The sequence below is a fragment of the Nonomuraea sp. GTA35 genome (assembly GCF_041950525.1).
Taxonomy (GTDB): Bacteria; Actinomycetota; Actinomycetes; order Streptosporangiales; family Streptosporangiaceae; genus Nonomuraea.
Window position 1 is genome coordinate 621,198 of record NZ_JBGNUV010000003.1, and the last position, 17,235, is coordinate 638,432.

The following is a 17,235-nucleotide window of genomic DNA, read 5'->3' on the forward strand; positions in this document are numbered from 1 at the left end:
GCCGTACATGCAGAACATGACCCAGGTAGCGGGCAGCAAGGACGACTTCCAGCTCGTCACGCACCTGACGCTCACCGGCAGCCAGTACGAGATCGGCAAGGCGCTCACCGAGGAGGCCCGCCGGCTCGGCTGGTCCCCCGCGCCGATCGACCCGGTCGTGGGCCGGGCGCGCAGGACGTGGTTCGAGCGCCACTGGCCGCAGCACCACGCCCGCATGGACGGCGCGGCGGCGGTGCTCGGCCTCGACCCGGAGCAGGACGAGCTGGTCCTGGACGACCAGGGGTACGTGCCGGAGGGCTACGGCTGCTCGGCCCTGTGGATCCCGCCGTCGGCCGCGACGGACGGCCACGGCAGGGTGGGCCGCAACTACGACTTCTTCCCCACGACCACCAGCGAGCTCATGGGTGGCGAGCCCCGGCCGGGCGAGCTTCCCATGGCCTCCCGCCCCTACGTGATCACCACGATCCCGGACGAGGGACTCTCCTCCACGGTGATCACGATGTCGGCGCTCGACGGCTGCATGGACGGCATCAACTCGGCGGGCCTGGCGATCATGCTGCTGGTGGCCGACTTCGAGACCGCCGAGCCGCCGGAGGCCTTCGCACCGCAGGTCGGGGTCAACAGCGTGCAGCTGCCCCGCTTCCTGCTCGACACCTGCGAGAACGTGGACCAGGCCAAGCAGGCGCTGCTGGGCGCCAAGCAGTACGACCACGGCATGCCCCTGCACTACCTGATCGCCGACGCGCACGGGCAGGCGTTCGTGTGGGAGCACGGCAGGGACGGCAGCGAGCACATCGTGGAGTTCGGCGACGGCCCGCTCTGCGTCACCAACCACCTGCTGCACCGCCACCCCGACCCGATGAGCCTGCCGGAGGACACCGGGTCGAGCTTCGCCTCCTACAGCCGGCTGCGCACGCTGTACGAGCGCAGCAAGGGCGTCACCATGTCGGCCGGCGACCTGCGCGAGAGCCTGCGCGCCGTCGCGCAGCCCGAGGAGGCCGCCGTGCCGTTCCGCACGCTCTGGAGCACGGTCTTCGACACCGCCGACCGTACCCTGTCCACCCGCTTCTACCTGGGCGAAGGCGGGCGTTACAGCGAGGAGCTGGTGTTCCCGGCGAGGTAGTCGGCGCGTACCTTCGAGCGCGACAGCTTGCCGGTGGGGGTACGCGGGAGCACCTCGCGGTACTCGATCACCTTCGGGTGCTTGAACCTGGCGATGCGCGGCCCGCAGTGCTCCATCAGCTCGGCCGTCAGCTCGGGGCCCGGCTCGATCCCCTCGGCCGGCTGCACGAGGGCGACCACGTTGTGGCCCCACTCCTCGTCGGGCACCCCGATGACGGCCACGTCGGCCACCGCGGGGTGCTCCAGCAGGGCGGCCTCGATCTCGGCGGGGTAGATGTTCACCCCGCCGGAGACGATGAGGTCGGTGCGCCGGTCGCACAGGAACAGGTAGCCGTCCTCGTCGAGGTAGCCGATGTCGCCGGGCGCGTACCACTCCCCTCGCTTGCTGGCGGCCGTCTTGGCCGGGTCCTTGCGGTACTCGAACGAGCCCATGCCGGACTTGACGTAGATCATGCCGGGCTCGCCCGGCGGCAGCTCCGCGCCGCTGTCGTCGAAGATCTTGGCCTCGAACGTGGGGGCGGGGCGGCCCACGGTGCCGGGCCTGGCCAGCCAGTCGTGCGGCTTGACGGAGAAGGCGATCGTGGACTCGGTGGAGCCGTAGTACTCGTACAGCACCGGCCCCCACCAGTCCATGATCTGCTGCTTGACGGAGACCGGGCAGGCGGCGGCGGTGTGGATGACCTGGCGCAGGCTCGACACGTCGTACTTGGCCCGCACGTCCGCGGGCAGCTGCAACATCCGGTGGAACATGGTCGGCACCATCATCGCGTTGGACACCCGGTGCCGCTCGATGAGCTCCAGGATGTGCACCGGGTCGAACCGGGGCGTGATCACCACGGTGTGCCCGAGGTGCAGCGCGAACTGGGCGTGCGCGCAGGGCGCGGAGTGGTACATCGGCGAGGTCACCAGGTGGACCTCGGCGCCCGGCCTCAGGTCCACCACCTCGCCGAAGAACCAGGTGTACAGGGGCACGATCGCCTCGGGCTCGGCGCCCGGCAGGCCGCGCTGCACGCCCTTGGGGAAGCCGGTGGTGCCGGAGGTGTACCACATGACGGCGCCGGCGGTCCGGCCGGCGGGCGCGTCCGCGGGCTGCCCCTCGGCCAGCCCGGCCGTCCCGGTCTCCGCGCCGGGCACGGCCTGGCCGGGGCCGGTGACGACGACCTTGGCGTCGCAGTCGCCCAGGATGTACGCGATCTCGGCGTCGGTCAGGTGCCAGTTGATGGGCACGTAGTAGAGGCCGATCTGCCCGGTCGCCATGACCATGACCAGCGCGTCCACGCCGTTGGGCAGCACGCCCGCCACCACGTCGCCGGTGGCGAGCCCGCGGGCGCGCAGGCCGTGCGAGACCTGGTTGACCCGGGCGAGCAGGTCACCGTAGGTGACGCGGGTGTCGTCGGTGTCGATCACCGCGAGGCGGCCGGGGTCGGCGGCGGCGATGGCGTAGAAGCCCGGTAGCTCGCTGACGTCCATTACAGCTCCAGCAGTTGTCCGAGACGGGCGCGGTGGATCCGTGGCGGGCCCAGCAGCACCTCGTCCGCCTTGGCCCGCTTGTAGAACAGGTGGGCGTCGTGCTCCCAGGTGTAGCCGATGCCGCCGTGCAGGAGCAGGTGGTCGCGGGCCACCTCGAAGCAGGCGCGGCCGACGTAGGCCTGGGCGAGCGCGGCGGCCTCGGGCAGCTCGGCAGGCGACTCGTCGGCGGCCCAGGCGGCGTACCTGACGATGGACTCGGCCTGTTCGAGCTTGCCGTGCATGTCGGCGAGCTTGTGCTTGACCCCCTGGTAGGAGCCGATGTAGCGGCCGAAGGCCACGCGGATCTTGGCGTAGGCGACGATGGCGTCGAGCGCCGCCCGCATCACGCCGAGCTGCTCGGCGGCCAGGGCCACGCACAGCCGGTCGAAGACGCCGGTCTCCGGCGCCGGGCCGAGCACGCGCGCGGGCGCGCCGTCGAGCACGATCCTCGCCTGGCCGCGGGTGAGGTCGAGCGTCTCCAGCGCGGTCCTGGTCACGCCGGGCCCCGCCAGCTCGACGGCCACCATGAGCAGGGCGTCGCCGTCGCGGGCCGGCGCGACGAGCACGTCGGCTTCGCCGCCCGAGAGCACCTGCGCCGGCGCGCCGCTCGCCGTGCCGCCGTCGCAGGAGAGCTCGGTGCGGTCGAACGTGGCCGCGATCCGGCCTTCGGCGATGCCGGTCTGCAGCTCCTTGTCGGGCACCTGGCTCAGCACGAGCGCCGCGAACGCGGTGGCCAGGAACGGTCCCGGCAGCAGCGCGGCGCCCGTCTCCTCCAGCGCGACGGCCAGCTCGGACATGCCGGCGCCGGCGCCGCCGTACTCCTCGGGGACGATCAGCCCGGACAGGCCCAGCTCGCCGTTGAGGCGCGCGTACACCTGCGGGTCGTAGCCCTCGCGGACCTTGGGCAGCGGCGAGGCGGTGCGCAGGAAGTCGCGTACGGCCGCGCGCAGCTCCTGCTGTTCCTGGCTGAGTACGAGCTTCACGCCTGCGTCCCCACCTTCAGGTCCTTGAACGGCACATTCTTGTCCACCCGCGGCTCCGGCGGGAGGCCCAGCACGCGGTCGCCGACGATGTTGCGCATGATCTCGTTGGTGCCGCCGCCCAGCGCCATGCCGGGAGCCATCGAGATCGCGCGGGCGAGCGGGTGGTCGGCCAGCGCGGCCTCGGGGCCGACCAGCCGCGTGGCGAGGTCGGCCTGGTAGAGGGTCAGCTCGGCCAGCAGCAGCTTGGCCGCGCTGCCCCGCGCGCCGGGGAAGATGCCGGCCCTGGTCTCCTGGGCCAGCCGCTGGTTGAACAGCGCCAGCGCGCGGCTGCGGATGTGCAGCTCGACGAGCTCGTCGCGGACCAGCGGGTCGCTGGTGTCGAGGGTCCGGCGCAGCGCCTCCAGCGAGGCCGGGTGGTCCTTCTGCCCGCCCATGCCGACGCCCGCCGAGATCGACAGCCGCTCGTGCAGCAGCGTCGTGACGGCCACGCTCCAGCCGTCGTTGACCTCGCCGACGCGGTGCTCGTCGGGGATGGGGACGTTGTCGAAGAAGATCTCGTTGAAGTTGGCCCTGCCGGACATGTCCTTCAACGGCCTGACGGTCACGCCCGGGTGGTGCATGTCGATCACGAACATGGTCAGGCCCTTGTGCTTGGGCACGTCCACGTCGGTACGGGCGAGCAGCAGCCCCCAGTCGGCGTGGTGGGCGACGGAGGTCCACACCTTCTGGCCGTTGACGATCCAGTGGTCACCGTCGCGTACGGCCCTGGTCTGCAGGCTGGCCACGTCGCTGCCGGCGCCGGGCTCGGAGAAGAGCTGGCACCAGATCTCCTCGCCGCGCAGCAGCGGCCGGACGAACCGCTCGCGCTGGGCGTCGGTGCCCCGGTCGACGATCGTGGGTCCGGTCATGCCCAGGCCGATCAAAAAGATGTAGGTGGGCAGGGTGTAGTCGCGGGCCTCCTCGGCGAACACCCGCTCCTCCGCCTGGGTCAGCCCCTGGCCGCCCCACTGTTTCGGCCAGGTGATGCCGGAATAGCCGGCGTCGTAGAGCTTGGCCATGAACTCCTTGGCCCGGGTGATCCCGTCGGCCTCCGGGTAGTCGTCGGTCGGAGCGTTCTCCCGCAGCCAGTCGCCGGCCGCACGCCGATACTCAGCAAGGTTCACATCGACTCCTCGGCATCAGTGCTCACTTACTCTAGTCAGCGCATCCGAGGACGTACAGAGCATTGCTCTGGACGCGCCGCGTCCGTTTCATCACGCAGAGGCCGGTAAGGGATCACTGAGGCAGATTTGGGGGACCCCAATAGAAGCGCGTTCGAGTAAACGCGGTTACCATGATCAACGTGACTGTCGGTGAACGGGGAATCCGTACCGTACCCGGGTTCCTCATACCAGAACAGATCACGCCCGGTTTGTCCTATAAATACTAGTGATCAGAAGTTAGAGTTACTCGCTGTGACAACAGGTTTCAGCCGATTACGGCGCGAGGATTTGCTGAAAACGGCCTGCGAGGTGATCGCGGAGCAGGGATTCGGGCACACCAGGACCCTGGACATCGCCAGGGCCGCGGGAGTCAGCCAGGCCCTGCTCTTCTACCACTTCGAGACCAAGGAGCGGCTGTTCGCGATGGCGTTCGGTTACGCCGCCCGTCAGCATCTCAACGCGCTGACCGACGTCGAGCAGTCGGCGGGCACGCCGATCGACCGCCTGCGCTCCCTGCTGCGCCTCTGCTCCCCCGCGATCCCCACCGAGGGCTGGCGGCTGTGGATCGACGCCTGGTCCGAGGCGATGCGCAGCGCGGAGCTGGAGGAGACCTCGCGGCGGATCGACGCCAGGGGCCGCACGCTGATGCGCGGCATCATCGAGGCCGGCGTGGCCTGCGGCGAGTTCGACTGCCCCGATCCCGACGCGACGACGTGGCGGCTGTTCGCGCTCATCGACGGGCTGGCGGTCCAGACGCACGCGCATCCCAAGGTGTTGTCACGGCGCCGGGTCAACGTGCTGATCCGCTCGGCGGCGGCGAACGAGCTGGGGGTGCCCGCGGAGAAGCTGTGAATGCCGCGCTCCTCGCCCTTCCCAGCCTTATTGGATTCTCCGTACAATTACTGGGCGAGGAGAGGAGTGCATGCGATGACATCCGCACCGAGCTCTACCGCCGCCAGGGAACGCGACGAACGGGTCGCGAGCCGCAGCGCGTACCGCGCGGTCATCGACCGCCTCTCGAAGGCGTCGGTGGACAAGCACTGGGAGCCGTACCGCGACATCCCGTGGGACGACCCCGAGTTCCACGTGGACCAGACCGATCCGCGCTGGGAGCTGCCCGGGGTGGACCGCCTCGGCGGGCACCCCTGGTACCTCAGCCGCTCCCCCGAGGTACGCGCGCGGATCGGCCTGTGGCGGGTGGCCACCGCCATGAAGATCGGGTTGCAGTTCGAGAACCTGCTCAAGCGCGGGCTGCTCAACTACGCCTACCGGCTGCCGAACGGTTCCCCGGAGTTCCGGTACGTCTACCACGAGACCACCGAAGAGGCGCATCACGGGATGATGTTCCAGGAGTTCGTGAACCGTACCGGGCTGCCCATCCGCGGCATGCCGGGGCCGCTCTCGGCGGTCGCCCAGGTGGCGCCCTGGATCCCGCTCATCTCGACCGAGCTGTTCTTCATCTTCGTGCTGGGCGGCGAGGACCCGATCGACCACGTGCAGCGCAGGCTGCTCAAGGACGGCCGGGTGCACCACCCGCTGGAAGAGACGATCATGCGCATCCACATCGCGGAGGAGGCCAGGCACATCTCCTTCGCCCGGCACTACCTGCGCAACCGGGTGCCGCGGATGCCCGCCTGCCGCAGGCTCCTGCTGGGGATCGCCTCACCGATCATCCTCGGCATCATGGCCCGGATCATGCTGGCGCCGCCCGGGCCGATGATCCGGCGCTTCAGGATCCCCGCGAGCGTGGTGGCCGAGGTCTACCTGCGCAACCCCGCCGCCCGGCAGGAGATCCGCGACTCGGTGGGCAAGACGCGCGAGCTGTGCGCCGAGATCGGGCTGATCAACCCGCTCACCCGGCGCATCTGGCAGGTCATGGGGATCTGGGAGGCCGCCGCGCCGTCAGCACCTCGGTGACCGTCTCCAGCTCCCAGCGTCCCGACGGGTTCGCCGCCAGCAACTGCCGCCTGGCCTCCTCCTTGAAGGCCGCCAGCCGAGCGCCGAGGCGGGCGGGGGCCGAGTAGGAGTACGACAGCTGCAGGCCGATCACGGCGTCGAGGTCGTACACCTGGCGCTCCACGTAGTGGGCGCGGTCGAGCACGCTGAACGGCGAGGTGGCCAGCACGTCGTCGTGGTGCTCGCCGGTGGCCTGGAAGGAGCTGGACGCGCTGAAGGTGTTGACGCCGAACTCGTCGCGTACCCGGCGGGTGACCGGCTCCCAGGGCTCTTCGCGCGGCTCGCGGGTCGGCCCGACGAGGACCACGACGCCGTGCCCGGGCAGCAGCGCGTCCAGCTCCGCCAGCACCGCACGGCGGTCCATCCAGTGGAACGACCTGCCCATGACGACGTGGTCGAACGCGGGCAGCTCGCGCAACCTCGTCGAGTCGGCCTCGATCCAGCGGATGTTCCGCTCCCGCGGGGCCAGGCGCCTGCCCTCGGCGAGCATCTCCTCGTCGGGATCGACCGCGAGCACCTCACGGACCCGCCCGCTCAGCGGGATGGCGATGGTGCCGGGGCCGCAGCCCAGATCCAGGACGACGCTGTCGCCGCCGAACGTCATGGCCAGGTGCTCGATCGCCGGAACCCCCGGTCTCGTGCGGTACTTCGCGTAATAAGGTGCCGCGCCGCCGAACAGGTCTTCCATGGATGGGACCATATACGGGTCCGCAACGTGTTTTATGGAAGGTTCTGATCTGTGAGGCGGCTACTCACGGTCCTGCTGCTCGCGTTCGCCGCCGTGGGAGTGACGTACTCCCCGGCCCAGGCGCACAACGTGCTGATCGGCAGCGACCCGGAGGACGGGGCCACGCTGACGGCCTCGCCCTCGCAGGTGACGCTGGTGTTCGACCAGGCGGTGCGTCAGGGGTACGCGCAGCTGGGCGTGACGGGCGCGGACGGGTCGGCGTGGGCCGACGGGAGTGCCGTGGTCGCGGCCGAGCGCGTTTCGGTGAAGGTCAAGCCGCTGCCGGCCGGAGGGTCGTACGTGGTGGGTTACCGGATCCTGTCGGCCGACGGGCATCCGGTCACCGGGAAGATCAGCTTCAAGCTGGCCGCTGCCGCCACCCCGGGCGCGGCAGGGGCGGCGGCGGCCGGGGCCGCGACGGGCGGCTCCAGCGCCGACGCCGCCGAGGCGGCGGCCAACGGCGGGGCCGGGATGGCCGTGGTGTGGATCGTGGGGGCGCTGCTGGTGCTCGCGGCCGGGACGGCGGTCGCCCTGCGCCGCGCCGCCCCGGCCGGGCGCGCCGCTCCGGCTCCGGCGCCGGACGCGTCCAATGCCGATGCCGCGGGCGCGGTGAGTCGTGGTGAGGGGAGCGGCGCGTGACCGCCGTCGCTCCTGTGCTGCCCCCGCAGCAGCGCGTCGGCGGGCGGCTGGTGGCCGGCGCGTTCGGCGTGTGCGCGGTCGTCGCGGCCGTGGCGGCCAGCTCGTTCACCGCTCAGGAGTCCGTGCCCGGCATCCCCATGCCCGGCCCCGTCGTGTCGGTCGGGCTGCCGGTCGTGCGGGTGCTGCTCGACGTGGCCGCCGTGGCCGTGGTCGGGCTCAGCCTGCTGCCCAAGCTGCTCGGCTTCAGCATGCCGGAGCGTACGGAGCCGGTGATGCTCAGGGTGCGCCCGCTGGCCGTGATGGCCGCCTGGGCCTGGGCGATCTGCGCGCTGCTCACGATCGTCTTCCAGACCGCCGAGCTGAACCCCGGCGCCGTGCCGACGTTCGGGTTGATCGCCGGATATGTCGGGAGTGTCGGCACGGGTCAGGGGCTGCTGTTCAGCGCGGCGTGCGCGCTGGCGGCGGCCGGGATCGGGCTGATGGCGGTGCGGTTCGGCGAGAAGGTCCCGGCGGAGCTGCGGATCATCGTGGCGCTGTTCGGGCTGCTGCCCATCCCCGTCACCGGGCACGCGGTGAACTCCGTCTGGCACGACCCCATCATGATCTCGATGGAGATCCACGTCATGGGGGCGGCGGCCTGGACGGGCGGGCTGGTGGCCACGGCCGTGTTCGTGGCGCCGCACCGCGGCCTGCTGGCCGTGGTGCTGCCCAAGTTCTCCAGGATGGCCACCGTGTGCCTGCTGCTGGTGGCGCTGTCCGGGCTCGTCACCGGGCTGGGCACGATGGCGCTCACGCCCGGCGTGACACTGCCGGACGCCATCGTGACCAGCCACTACGGGGTGCTGGTCGTGGTCAAGACGGCGCTGGTGGCGCTGCTGGTGCCGCTGGCGGCGCACATCCGCTTCCGGCTGCTGCCGGTCATCCGCCGCGGCGGGGCCACCGCCCTGGTGGGATGGGCGGCGGCCGAGGTCGGGGTGATGGGGCTGGCGTACGGGGTGGCGGTGGCCATCACCCGCGCCTCCATCGCCTGAGACTCCTGCGTACGGACGGCTGAACCGCTCGCGGGCGGGGCGGCGGAACGGCTGCCGCCCCGCGGGCCCGCTACGGCGTCGCCGGCGCGACCACCGGGCGCGGCGTGGCCCCGATCGGCTGGGGCCTGCGCTTGCCCGCGACCCACTCGATGGCCAGCCAGGTGACGAGCAGGCCCAGCCCCGCCCACACCGCCGACGGCGTGGCCGGCGGGGGCGCTCCCAGCAGGCCCTCCTGGCCCTTGATCGCGCCGTACACCGGGCCCATGACCGCGCTCTGCACCACCAGCGCGCCGTACGTGACCGCCGTCACCCCGGCCGCCCCGAGCACCGCGCGCACGACCGGCATCCGCACCAGGAACGCCAGGTCCACCAGCAGCCCGGCGGCGACCATGAAGAACGGCACCGCCGACGGCGGGAACCCGGTGAAGGTCAGCAGCGGCCAGATCAGCGTCCTGAACAGCACGTAACTGCCCGCGACGAGCGTGGCCGCGCCGAACCTGCCGACCATCAGCCTGGCCACGACCAGCACCGACAGCACCCCCACCACGGCGTAGACCGGGTACAGGTAGTCGGGCACGGGCAGGGTGAACCCGGCCATCATCGTGCGATCGATCGGCCGCCCCATCTGGTCGGCGGCGAACTCCAGCAGGATCGGCTCGGCGTAGGTCGCGTTGTTGTCCCACGCGCCGAGCGACAGGATGCCGTACTCCTGGTGCTGCTCGGGGAAGTGCATGTTCTCCAGGAAGAACGCGAGGAAGGCGCCGAGCACGACCACGCGCTCGCGCCCCTGCCGCGCCCCCATGGACCAGCCGCGGATCACGCCCGCGATCATGAAGAACGTTCCAACGTAGAGCAGGATGTGCGACGGGCTCCACGAGGTGATGTCGAGGCCGTTGACGCGGTGGTTGATCAGGTCGAGCGGCACCGCGACGAGGAAGATCCCCGTGCCCCACTGGATGAGCCTGAGCGCGAGCTTGTCGACGCCGTAACCGGTGTAGCCGTGGATCACGGTGAGGGCGACGGCGATGACCGTGCCGACGGAGTTGAGCAGGTGCGGCGGGGCGAGGTCGTCACGCAGCCACTTGAAGTGCCACGAGACGTCCCAGGCCGAGCCGAGCACCTTGAGCGTGAACGCCGCCAGCCAGCCGAAATAGAGCACCCTGAACAGGTCTTGCGGAGTTTCGCGGCCCGCCTCGCCGCGAGTCCAGTAGGGCAGGGCCCAGGCGGCGGCCCTCTTGAACGATGCTGGAGACTTCACGGCAGAGAATCTTACGGTCATCTGCCTCGTACGGTCCGATCGCGGGGGTTCTACCTCGACGAGGCCCGCAGGGAGTACATGAGCGGAATCCTGGGGGCGCCGGCGGGCCGGCGGTAGGCGCCGTCCGCCTCCACCAGGTCGGCGAAGCGGCGGAAGAGCGTGTGGTCATGCTCGTGCAGGAAGTCGACGCGCAGGCCGGCCGCCGCGACCGCGGTGACGACGTCGCCCATGCCGTGGTCGAACCGCGTCGAGGCCCAGGTGACACTGCAGATGCGCCAGGCTGCGGCCGGCCGCGTCGCCCGCCTCCGCGAGCTCGAACGGCCGCAGCGCGCTGCCGCCCGCCTTGAAGCCGGCCACGTCGTAGTAGTCGCCGGCGAGGTGGATCGGGACGCGCGCGTTCCAGTTGGCCTGGTTGATCTGCAGGTATTCCTCCATGCCGGTGATCCTAGGCAGGAGGCGCGGCCCCCTTCCAGGCATTTCGGCCGCGGCGGCGCAGGCGGACCGGCAGGTGCTTGAGCCCGTTCTGGAAGTTGGAGGTGAGCCGGCGCGGGCTGCCGGCGAGCTCGACGTCCCAGGTCTGCAGTTCCCGGAAGACGGTGCGGAACTGGGCGCGGGCCAGGTGGGCGCCCAGGCAGAAGTGCGGGCCGAAACCGAAGGTGACGTGGTCGTTCGGGGTGCGGCCCAGGTCGAAGCGGTCGGGGTCGGGGAAGACGGACGGGTCGCGGTTGGCGGAGGCGTGGTAGACCACGACCTTGTCACCTGCGCGGATGGTCTGGCCGGCGAGGGTGAGGTCGCGCGTCGCCGTACGCCTGAAGTGCATGACCGGGGGCCAGAAGCGCAGCATCTCCTCGATGGCGGAGTCCAGGAGGGAGGGGTCGGCGCGCAGGCGGGCCAGCTCGGCGGGGTGCTGGAGCAGGGTGAGCAGGCCGCCGGGAATGCCGTTGCGCAGGGTCTCGTTGCCGGCGACGGCGAAGAGGAAGAACATGTTCTCGAACTCCGCCTCCGTCAGGCCTGCCTTGCGCATGGCGGCCATGACGGACTCGCCGTCCACGGGCGTCCGCGCCAGGGCGTGGGCGTAGGCGAACATGTCGGCCAGCGCGGCCCTCGAACGCGGGTTGACGCCGGGCCCGAGCTCGGGCCTGGCCGCGAGCGCCAGGCGTCCCATGGGAGTGAGGGACTCGGCGTCCGCCGTGGACAGGCCCGCGTAGTCGTCGTCCTGGTAGCCGATCACGCGTGACGCCCAGTCGTACAGCAGCCGCCTGTCCTGCGCGGGGACGCCCATGACGTGGGCCAGCGTCCACACGGGCAGGTCGGCGGCCACCTCCACGAAGTCGCACTCCCCCGCCTCGAACAGCGCAGCCGCCCGCTCGGCGATCGTGCGCTCCAGCGCCCGTACGGCGCGCGGGGTGAACGCCGCCGCCACGATCCTGCGCAGCCTGGAGTGGTCCGGCGGGTCCATGTTCAGCATCTGGTCCTGGACGAAGCGCAGGTCGGCGGGGGTGTCGGGGTCGCGGATCTGGGTGGCGCCGAGGTGGGAGGAGAAGTCCTCCGGGGTGCGGAGCACGTGCTTGACGTCGGCGTGCCTGAACACCGCCCAGAAGCCGGGGCCTTCACGCCATGGGCCGATGGGGGGCTCGGGGATCCAGCGGACGGGAGATTCCGCTCTGAGGCGGGCGAACAGGTCGTACGGGACGGCCGTGTCGTAGGTGGACGGGGTGAAGATCTCGACCGCGGACCGGCCCGCTGGGTGACCGTCGTTCATCGCCGGCATGCCGTCTCCCCTCTCCCGTCCTTCGGACCCGTTCTCCACAGCCGGATGCGGGCCGCGGCGACTTGTCCACAGGCTCCTGGCCGGGCCTCTCACCCGCCCCGTCCAGCGTGCATGATGAGCCCGTGACTCCAGAAGACGCTGAGGCGATTCTCCAGGAATACTTCGCCCCCTGGATCAGGCAGCTCGGCTTGCGGGTGGAGGAGGTGGGCGACCGCCATGCGATCGTGCGGCTGCCCTGGTCCGACGAGCTGGCCAGGGAGGGCGGCGGGCTGTGCGGGCAGGCCATGATGGCGGCGGCCGACACGGCCACGGTGCTGGCCATCTCGTCGGCGCGAGGCGGGTTCGTGCCGATGACCACGGTGCAGCAGTCCACGACGTTCCAGCGGCCGGTGGTGGGCAAGGATGTCCTGCTCGACGTGCGCATCACGAAGCTGGGGCGCACGCTGGCCTTCTCCGAGGTCACCCTCACGGCCGAGGGCAGCGCGGAGACGGCCGCCCACGCCACCACGGTCTACGCGATCCTGGGCTGACCGCGTCCGGATAGCCGTCCGCCTTATCTCACAGGTAATCGCCAAGCCGCACCCATCCGAGGAGACTGACGAGTGCACGCACCGCCATAACGGACATGGAGGATGGATCATGACGACTTCGGACACTGTGCAGGAGCTGCTTCGCCGGATCGGTGAGGGTGACGCCGAACGGGCCGCCGAGTTGTTCGCCGAGGAGTGCGACTGGCTGTACAACTGGCCCGCCGAGGGGCATCCGTCGGTGCCGTGGATCCGTCCTCGTTCGAGCCGCGGTGACGCGGCGGATCTGTTCCGCGCGCTGCGGACCTACCACGTGCCCGAGCTCAACAGCACCACCGTCACGCGGATCCTGGTCGACGGGGACGACGCGGTCGTGCTCGGCGAGTTCACGCAGACCGTCGCGGCCACGGGCCGGCCCTACACGTCCGCGTTCGCCCTGCGTCTCACGGTCACCGACGGCCTGATCACCCGCTACCACATCTACGAGGACAGCCTCACCGTGGCCCGGGCGCACTCGGAGACCACCGCCCCGGATCGCCAGGCCTCGTGACGGGTGTCCTCCGCAGGCTCCGTGATCCACCGGTCCACCTCGGCGAGCACCTTTCGGCAGGTCCCGGCGTGAGTGCCGTCTCAGCGATCTCTCAGGTGCGGAAAGTAGGCTCGCCGCATGAAGCGTGTGGCCGCCCTGGTTGCGGCACTCGCCCTCATCGGGGTGACGACGTGGCTCGTGTGGCCGTCGGCTCCGGAGGTGCGGGCCCAGGACCAGCGAATAACCGTCGTCGACGGACCAGCCGACGACCAACGGGTCGAGCTCGATACGACGTTCTTCCCACCCCCTGATGGGGGGAAGGCGCCTGCCGTGATGCTCGCCCACGGTTTCGGCGGCAGCAAGCAGAGCATGCGTGACCAGGCGGTCCGCCTCGCCCAGCAGGGCTATGCCGTGCTCACCTGGTCGGCTCGCGGCTTCGGCCGCTCGACCGGGCAGATCGCGCTCAACTCGCCCGACTACGAGGTCAAGGACGTCAAGCAGCTCATCGACTGGCTCGCCAAGCGGCCGGAGGTCCGGCTCGACGCCTCGGGCGACCCGCGCGTGGGCATCGCGGGCGGCTCGTACGGCGGGGCCATCGCCTTGATGGCGGCGGCCCACGACCAGCGGGTCGACGCGATCGTCCCGCAGATCACCTGGTCCGACCTGGCGGACGCCCTCTTCCCCAACGCCGCCACGAGCACGGCCGCAGGCACGGGCGCCGGGGCGGGCGCCGGGGCGGGCACGGGTGCCGGGGTGGGTGGCGCCGCCACGAGCGGGGTCTTCAAGCGCATGTGGGCCGGGATCTTCTTCGGTCAGGGCGTTTCGCTGGACGCCACGTCGCTGCTGGGGCGCAGGGAGGCGGCGGCGGGGCCGGTGACGGAGGAGCAGGCGCGGTGCGGCAGGTTCCTGCCCGCGATCTGCGACATCTACCAGCAGGTCGCCGAGGACGGCCGGGCCACGCCGGAGGCCGTCGCGTTGCTGCGCAGGTCCAGCCCGATCACCGTGGCCGGGCAGATCAAGGCTCCGACCCTGCTCATCCAGGGCCAGCGCGACTCGCTGTTCCCCCTCAGCCACGCCGACGCCAACGCCAAGGCCATCGCCGCGGCAGGCACGCCGGTGAGCCTGGCCTGGTTCGACGGCGGGCACGACGGCGGCAACGGCGAGGCCGACTGGCTCTTCGACCAGTCGGCGGCCTGGTTCGCGCGCCATCTCAAGGGCGAGGGCTCCGGGCAGGCCGCGCCGCCGGTGAGCGCGTTCACGGTGACGCGTGACGGCGGGCGCGACCCCGGCACCCGCCAGCGCATCCGGCTCCACCCCGAGGCCGCCTCCTACCCCGGCCTCGCGGGCACCGGCACCACCACCGTCGCGCTGAACGGCCCCGAGCAGAACATCGTCAACCCGCCCGGCGGCGCCCCGGCCTCGATCTCGACCGTGCCGGGCATCGGCGGGCTGCTGGGCGGCCAGAACACCGGTGGTGTCTCGATCGACATGCCGGGCCAGAGCGCCGCGTTCGAGTCCGGCCCGCTCACCGCCCCGCTGCAGCTCACCGGCAGCCCCACCGTCAAGATCAAGGTGACGGGCAAGGGCGAGGCGACGCTGTTCGCGAAGCTGTACGACGTGGCGGACGACACCCAGTTGCCCACGTTGCCCGCGGGGCTGGTGGCACCCGTGCGGGTGACGATCCCGGAGGGCGCGGGCAGCGCGGAGGCCACGGTCAGCCTGCCCGCGGTGGACCACCGCTTCGCCGTGGGGCACCGGCTCCGGCTGGTCGTGACCACGACCGACATGGGCTTCGCCACGCCCGCGCAGCCCGCCGCGTTCAAGGTCTCGCTCGTCTCCCCCGCCGTCAGCGTCCCCACGGTGGGCACGCTGGCCGCCGCTCCGACCGGGGTGGCGTGGTGGGTGTGGGCGATGCCGCTGTCCGCCGTGGTGATCGCCGCGATCCTCCTGGCCACGGGCCGCACCACGTCCCGCTCCGGCCGCCGGCCGGCAGGCCGGGGTCAGAGCCTGCCGCAGGCCACGACGGACGCTCCACTCCTCACGCCCGCCGCCAACGGCACGACGCACGTCGTGACCGCCGACGGCACGGCACACGCCGCCTCCGCCGACGGCACGGCGCACATGGTGACCGCCGATGGCACGGCGCACGCCGGCTCCGCCGACGGCGCCGCTGACGATGCCTCCACGGTGGCCGCAGCGAACGGCGCACCTGGCGCCGCCGCCGCCAACGGGACGGGCGATGGCGGCGCCGGCGAGGGCAACGAGACGGGCAACGGCAGCAGCACCGTTGACCGCGAGAGTGGCGTCGCCGGCTCCAACGGCGACGGCGCGTCCTCGAACGGCCGCGGCGGGGCCGAGGTGCCGCTGGAGATCAGTGGCCTGACGAAGGCGTACCGGAACGGCGAGCTGGCCGTCAACGACCTGTCGTTCCGGGTCGAGCGGGGCCAGGTGCTGGGCCTGCTCGGCCCCAACGGCGCGGGCAAGACGACGACGATGCGCATGATGATGGGCCTCATCCGGCCGGACTCCGGCGAGATCCGCATCTTCGGGGAGCCGGTGACCCCGGGCGCGCCCGTGCTGTCCAGGCTGGGGTCGTTCGTCGAGGGGCCGGGCTTCCTGCCGCACCTGTCGGGGCGCGACAACATCGAGCTGTACTGGGCCGCCACCGGCCGCCCCAGGGCCGACGCGCACTTCGAGGAGGCGCTGGCGATCGCGAACCTGGGCAAGGCGCTCGACCGGGCCACGCGCACGTACTCGCAGGGCATGCGGCAGCGGCTGGCCATCGCGCAGGCCATGCTCGGCCTCCCGGACCTGCTCGTGCTGGACGAGCCCACGAACGGGCTCGACCCGCCCCAGATCCGGGAGATGCGGGAGGTGCTCAAGCGGTACGCGCGCGACGGCCGTACCGTGATCGTGTCCAGCCACATGCTGGCCGAGGTGGAGCAGACCTGCAGCCATGTGGTGGTCATGCAGCGCGGGCGGCTGGTCTCGGCCGGCCCCGTGTCGCGGCTGCTGAGCTCGGCCGCCACCGTCGCCAACGGGCACGGGCCGCGCCTGGAAGACGTGTTCCTCGACCTCATCGGAGACAAGCCATGACCGCCGCGACCGGCTACGCGCCGAACCGCACGCTGCCGTTGCGGGTGGAGATCGTCAGGCAGTTCAAGCGGCGGCGCACGCTGGGCATGTTCGCGCTGCTGCTGGCCCTGCCGTGGATCCTCGTCATCGCGTTCCAGATCGGGCCGCAGTCGAGCTCGCAGGGGCAGTCGGCGCTGCGCATGTCGGACCTGGCGACGCAGAGCGGGCTCAACTTCGCCGCGTTCGTCCTGTCGGTGTCGGCGAGTTTCCTGCTCGTGGTGGCGGTCGCGCTGTTCTGCGGCGACACCGTGGCGAGCGAGGCCAACTGGTCGTCGCTGCGGTACCTGCTGGCGGCGCCGATCCCGCGCGACCGGCTGCTGCGGCAGAAGCTGATCGTGGCGCTCGGCTACTCGGCGGCGGCGGTGATCTGCCTGCCGCTGATGGGGCTGCTCGCCGGCACGCTGGCGTTCGGCTGGGACGACATCACGGTGCCCGGCACGGGCGAGACCATCCCGGCGCTCGACGTGCTGCCGCGCTTCGGGATCGTGATCGGGTACGCGCTGGTCAGCCAGCTCGTGGTGGCGGCCCTGGCCTTCCTCGTCTCCACCATGACCGACTCCCCGCTCGGCGCCGTGGGCGGGGCGGTCGGGCTGTGGATCGTCTCCACCATCCTGCAGGCGGTCGAGGCGCTGGGGGTGGTGCGCGAGTTCCTGCCGACGTTCTGGAACACCGCCTGGACCGATGCCCTGATGCCCGAGCTGGACTGGAGCGGGATGGTGAAGGGCGCCTCCGTGTCGGTCACGTACGCGGCGATCCTGATCGCGGTGGCGTTCCGGCGCTTCCGCCGCAAGGACGTGGTCAGCTAGCGAGCCACCACCTCATGAGATGGCCGGCCATCTCATGAGG

Annotated in this window: 17 protein-coding genes; 9 read left to right on the forward strand and 8 right to left on the reverse strand. The window is 71.5% G+C overall.

Translation table 11 applies throughout. The features are described from left to right. Nucleotides 1-7 precede the first annotated feature (7 nt). A complete protein-coding gene (locus tag ACBJ32_RS16060) occupies nt 8-1,123 on the forward strand; it encodes a C45 family autoproteolytic acyltransferase/hydolase (protein ID WP_375127375.1) in 1,116 nt (371 codons plus the stop codon). Here ACBJ32_RS16060 and ACBJ32_RS16065 read toward each other — a convergent pair. The 3 genes from ACBJ32_RS16065 to ACBJ32_RS16075 are packed head-to-tail and all read right to left on the reverse strand — an operon-like array spanning nt 1,090 to nt 4,777. Then, entirely contained in the window at nt 1,090-2,592 is a 1,503-nt protein-coding gene (locus tag ACBJ32_RS16065) for an AMP-binding protein (protein ID WP_375127376.1), read from the reverse strand. The genes ACBJ32_RS16060 and ACBJ32_RS16065 overlap by 34 nt on opposite strands. Further along, nucleotides 2,592-3,614: an acyl-CoA dehydrogenase family protein gene (locus tag ACBJ32_RS16070; RefSeq protein WP_375127377.1), complete on the reverse strand. Its 1,023-nt coding sequence runs from the start codon at nt 3,612-3,614 to the stop codon at nt 2,592-2,594. The genes ACBJ32_RS16065 and ACBJ32_RS16070 overlap by 1 nt, the downstream gene beginning before the upstream one ends. Then, nucleotides 3,611-4,777 (reverse strand): acyl-CoA dehydrogenase family protein, encoded by a 1,167-nt coding sequence (locus tag ACBJ32_RS16075; RefSeq protein ID WP_375127378.1) that lies wholly within the window; start codon nt 4,775-4,777, stop codon nt 3,611-3,613. Before ACBJ32_RS16075 ends, ACBJ32_RS16070 begins: the two co-directional genes overlap by 4 nt. Before the next feature lie 291 nt (nt 4,778-5,068). On the opposite strand from ACBJ32_RS16075, the gene ACBJ32_RS16080 reads away from it, so the two are divergent. Continuing rightward, nucleotides 5,069-5,668, forward strand: a complete 600-nt coding sequence (locus ACBJ32_RS16080) for a TetR/AcrR family transcriptional regulator (RefSeq protein WP_375127379.1) — start codon at nt 5,069-5,071, stop codon at nt 5,666-5,668. A 75-nt stretch (nt 5,669-5,743) separates the two neighbouring features. After that, nucleotides 5,744-6,733 carry a diiron oxygenase gene (locus ACBJ32_RS16085; RefSeq protein ID WP_375127380.1) on the forward strand — a complete coding sequence of 330 codons (990 nt, stop codon included), beginning with the start codon at nt 5,744-5,746 and terminating at the stop codon, nt 6,731-6,733. Here ACBJ32_RS16085 and ACBJ32_RS16090 read toward each other — a convergent pair. Beyond that, nucleotides 6,690-7,460, reverse strand: coding sequence for a class I SAM-dependent methyltransferase (locus ACBJ32_RS16090; protein ID WP_375127381.1), 771 nt, complete (start codon nt 7,458-7,460; stop codon nt 6,690-6,692). The two genes, ACBJ32_RS16085 and ACBJ32_RS16090, sit on opposite strands and share 44 nt — an antisense overlap. 51 nt (nt 7,461-7,511) lie before the next feature. Between ACBJ32_RS16090 and ACBJ32_RS16095 the strand changes: the two genes are divergently transcribed. After that, nucleotides 7,512-8,138 carry a copper resistance protein CopC gene (locus ACBJ32_RS16095; RefSeq protein WP_375127382.1) on the forward strand — a complete coding sequence of 209 codons (627 nt, stop codon included), beginning with the start codon at nt 7,512-7,514 and terminating at the stop codon, nt 8,136-8,138. Further along, a complete protein-coding gene (locus ACBJ32_RS16100) occupies nt 8,135-9,169 on the forward strand; it encodes a CopD family protein (protein ID WP_357868210.1) in 1,035 nt (344 codons plus the stop codon). Before ACBJ32_RS16095 ends, ACBJ32_RS16100 begins: the two co-directional genes overlap by 4 nt. 70 nt (nt 9,170-9,239) lie before the next feature. Here ACBJ32_RS16100 and ACBJ32_RS16105 read toward each other — a convergent pair whose 3' ends face one another. Genes ACBJ32_RS16105 through ACBJ32_RS16120 form a run of 4 tightly spaced genes read right to left on the reverse strand, consistent with a single transcriptional unit; the run spans nt 9,240 to nt 12,198 of the window. Further along, nucleotides 9,240-10,427, reverse strand: a complete 1,188-nt coding sequence (locus ACBJ32_RS16105) for a hypothetical protein (RefSeq protein WP_375127383.1) — start codon at nt 10,425-10,427, stop codon at nt 9,240-9,242. A gap of 50 nt (nt 10,428-10,477) precedes the next feature. Further along, nucleotides 10,478-10,657 carry a hypothetical protein gene (locus tag ACBJ32_RS16110; protein WP_375127384.1) on the reverse strand — a complete coding sequence of 60 codons (180 nt, stop codon included), beginning with the start codon at nt 10,655-10,657 and terminating at the stop codon, nt 10,478-10,480. Beyond that, the gene (locus tag ACBJ32_RS16115; protein WP_375127385.1) at nt 10,593-10,862 is read right to left on the reverse strand and encodes a hypothetical protein; all 270 of its coding nucleotides are present in this window, start codon (nt 10,860-10,862) and stop codon (nt 10,593-10,595) included. The genes ACBJ32_RS16110 and ACBJ32_RS16115 overlap by 65 nt, the downstream gene beginning before the upstream one ends. Nucleotides 10,863-10,872: 10 nt before the next feature. Next, on the reverse strand, nt 10,873-12,198 hold the full coding sequence (locus ACBJ32_RS16120; protein WP_375127386.1) for a cytochrome P450: 1,326 nt from the start codon (nt 12,196-12,198) through the stop codon (nt 10,873-10,875). A 122-nt stretch (nt 12,199-12,320) separates the two neighbouring features. On the opposite strand from ACBJ32_RS16120, the gene ACBJ32_RS16125 reads away from it, so the two are divergent. The 4 genes from ACBJ32_RS16125 (at nt 12,321) to ACBJ32_RS16140 (ending at nt 17,195) form a co-directional block, all read left to right on the forward strand. Then, nucleotides 12,321-12,728: a PaaI family thioesterase gene (locus tag ACBJ32_RS16125; protein ID WP_357868201.1), complete on the forward strand. Its 408-nt coding sequence runs from the start codon at nt 12,321-12,323 to the stop codon at nt 12,726-12,728. Nucleotides 12,729-12,837: 109 nt separating this feature from the next. Next, complete coding sequence (locus ACBJ32_RS16130) at nt 12,838-13,275, forward strand: nuclear transport factor 2 family protein (protein WP_375127387.1); 438 nt, start codon at nt 12,838-12,840, stop codon at nt 13,273-13,275. Nucleotides 13,276-13,392: 117 nt separating this feature from the next. Continuing rightward, a complete protein-coding gene (locus ACBJ32_RS16135) occupies nt 13,393-16,350 on the forward strand; it encodes a CocE/NonD family hydrolase (RefSeq protein WP_375127388.1) in 2,958 nt (985 codons plus the stop codon). Beyond that, on the forward strand, nt 16,347-17,195 hold the full coding sequence (locus ACBJ32_RS16140; RefSeq protein ID WP_375127389.1) for an ABC transporter permease: 849 nt from the start codon (nt 16,347-16,349) through the stop codon (nt 17,193-17,195). Before ACBJ32_RS16135 ends, ACBJ32_RS16140 begins: the two co-directional genes overlap by 4 nt. Nucleotides 17,196-17,235: the final 40 nt, after the last annotated feature.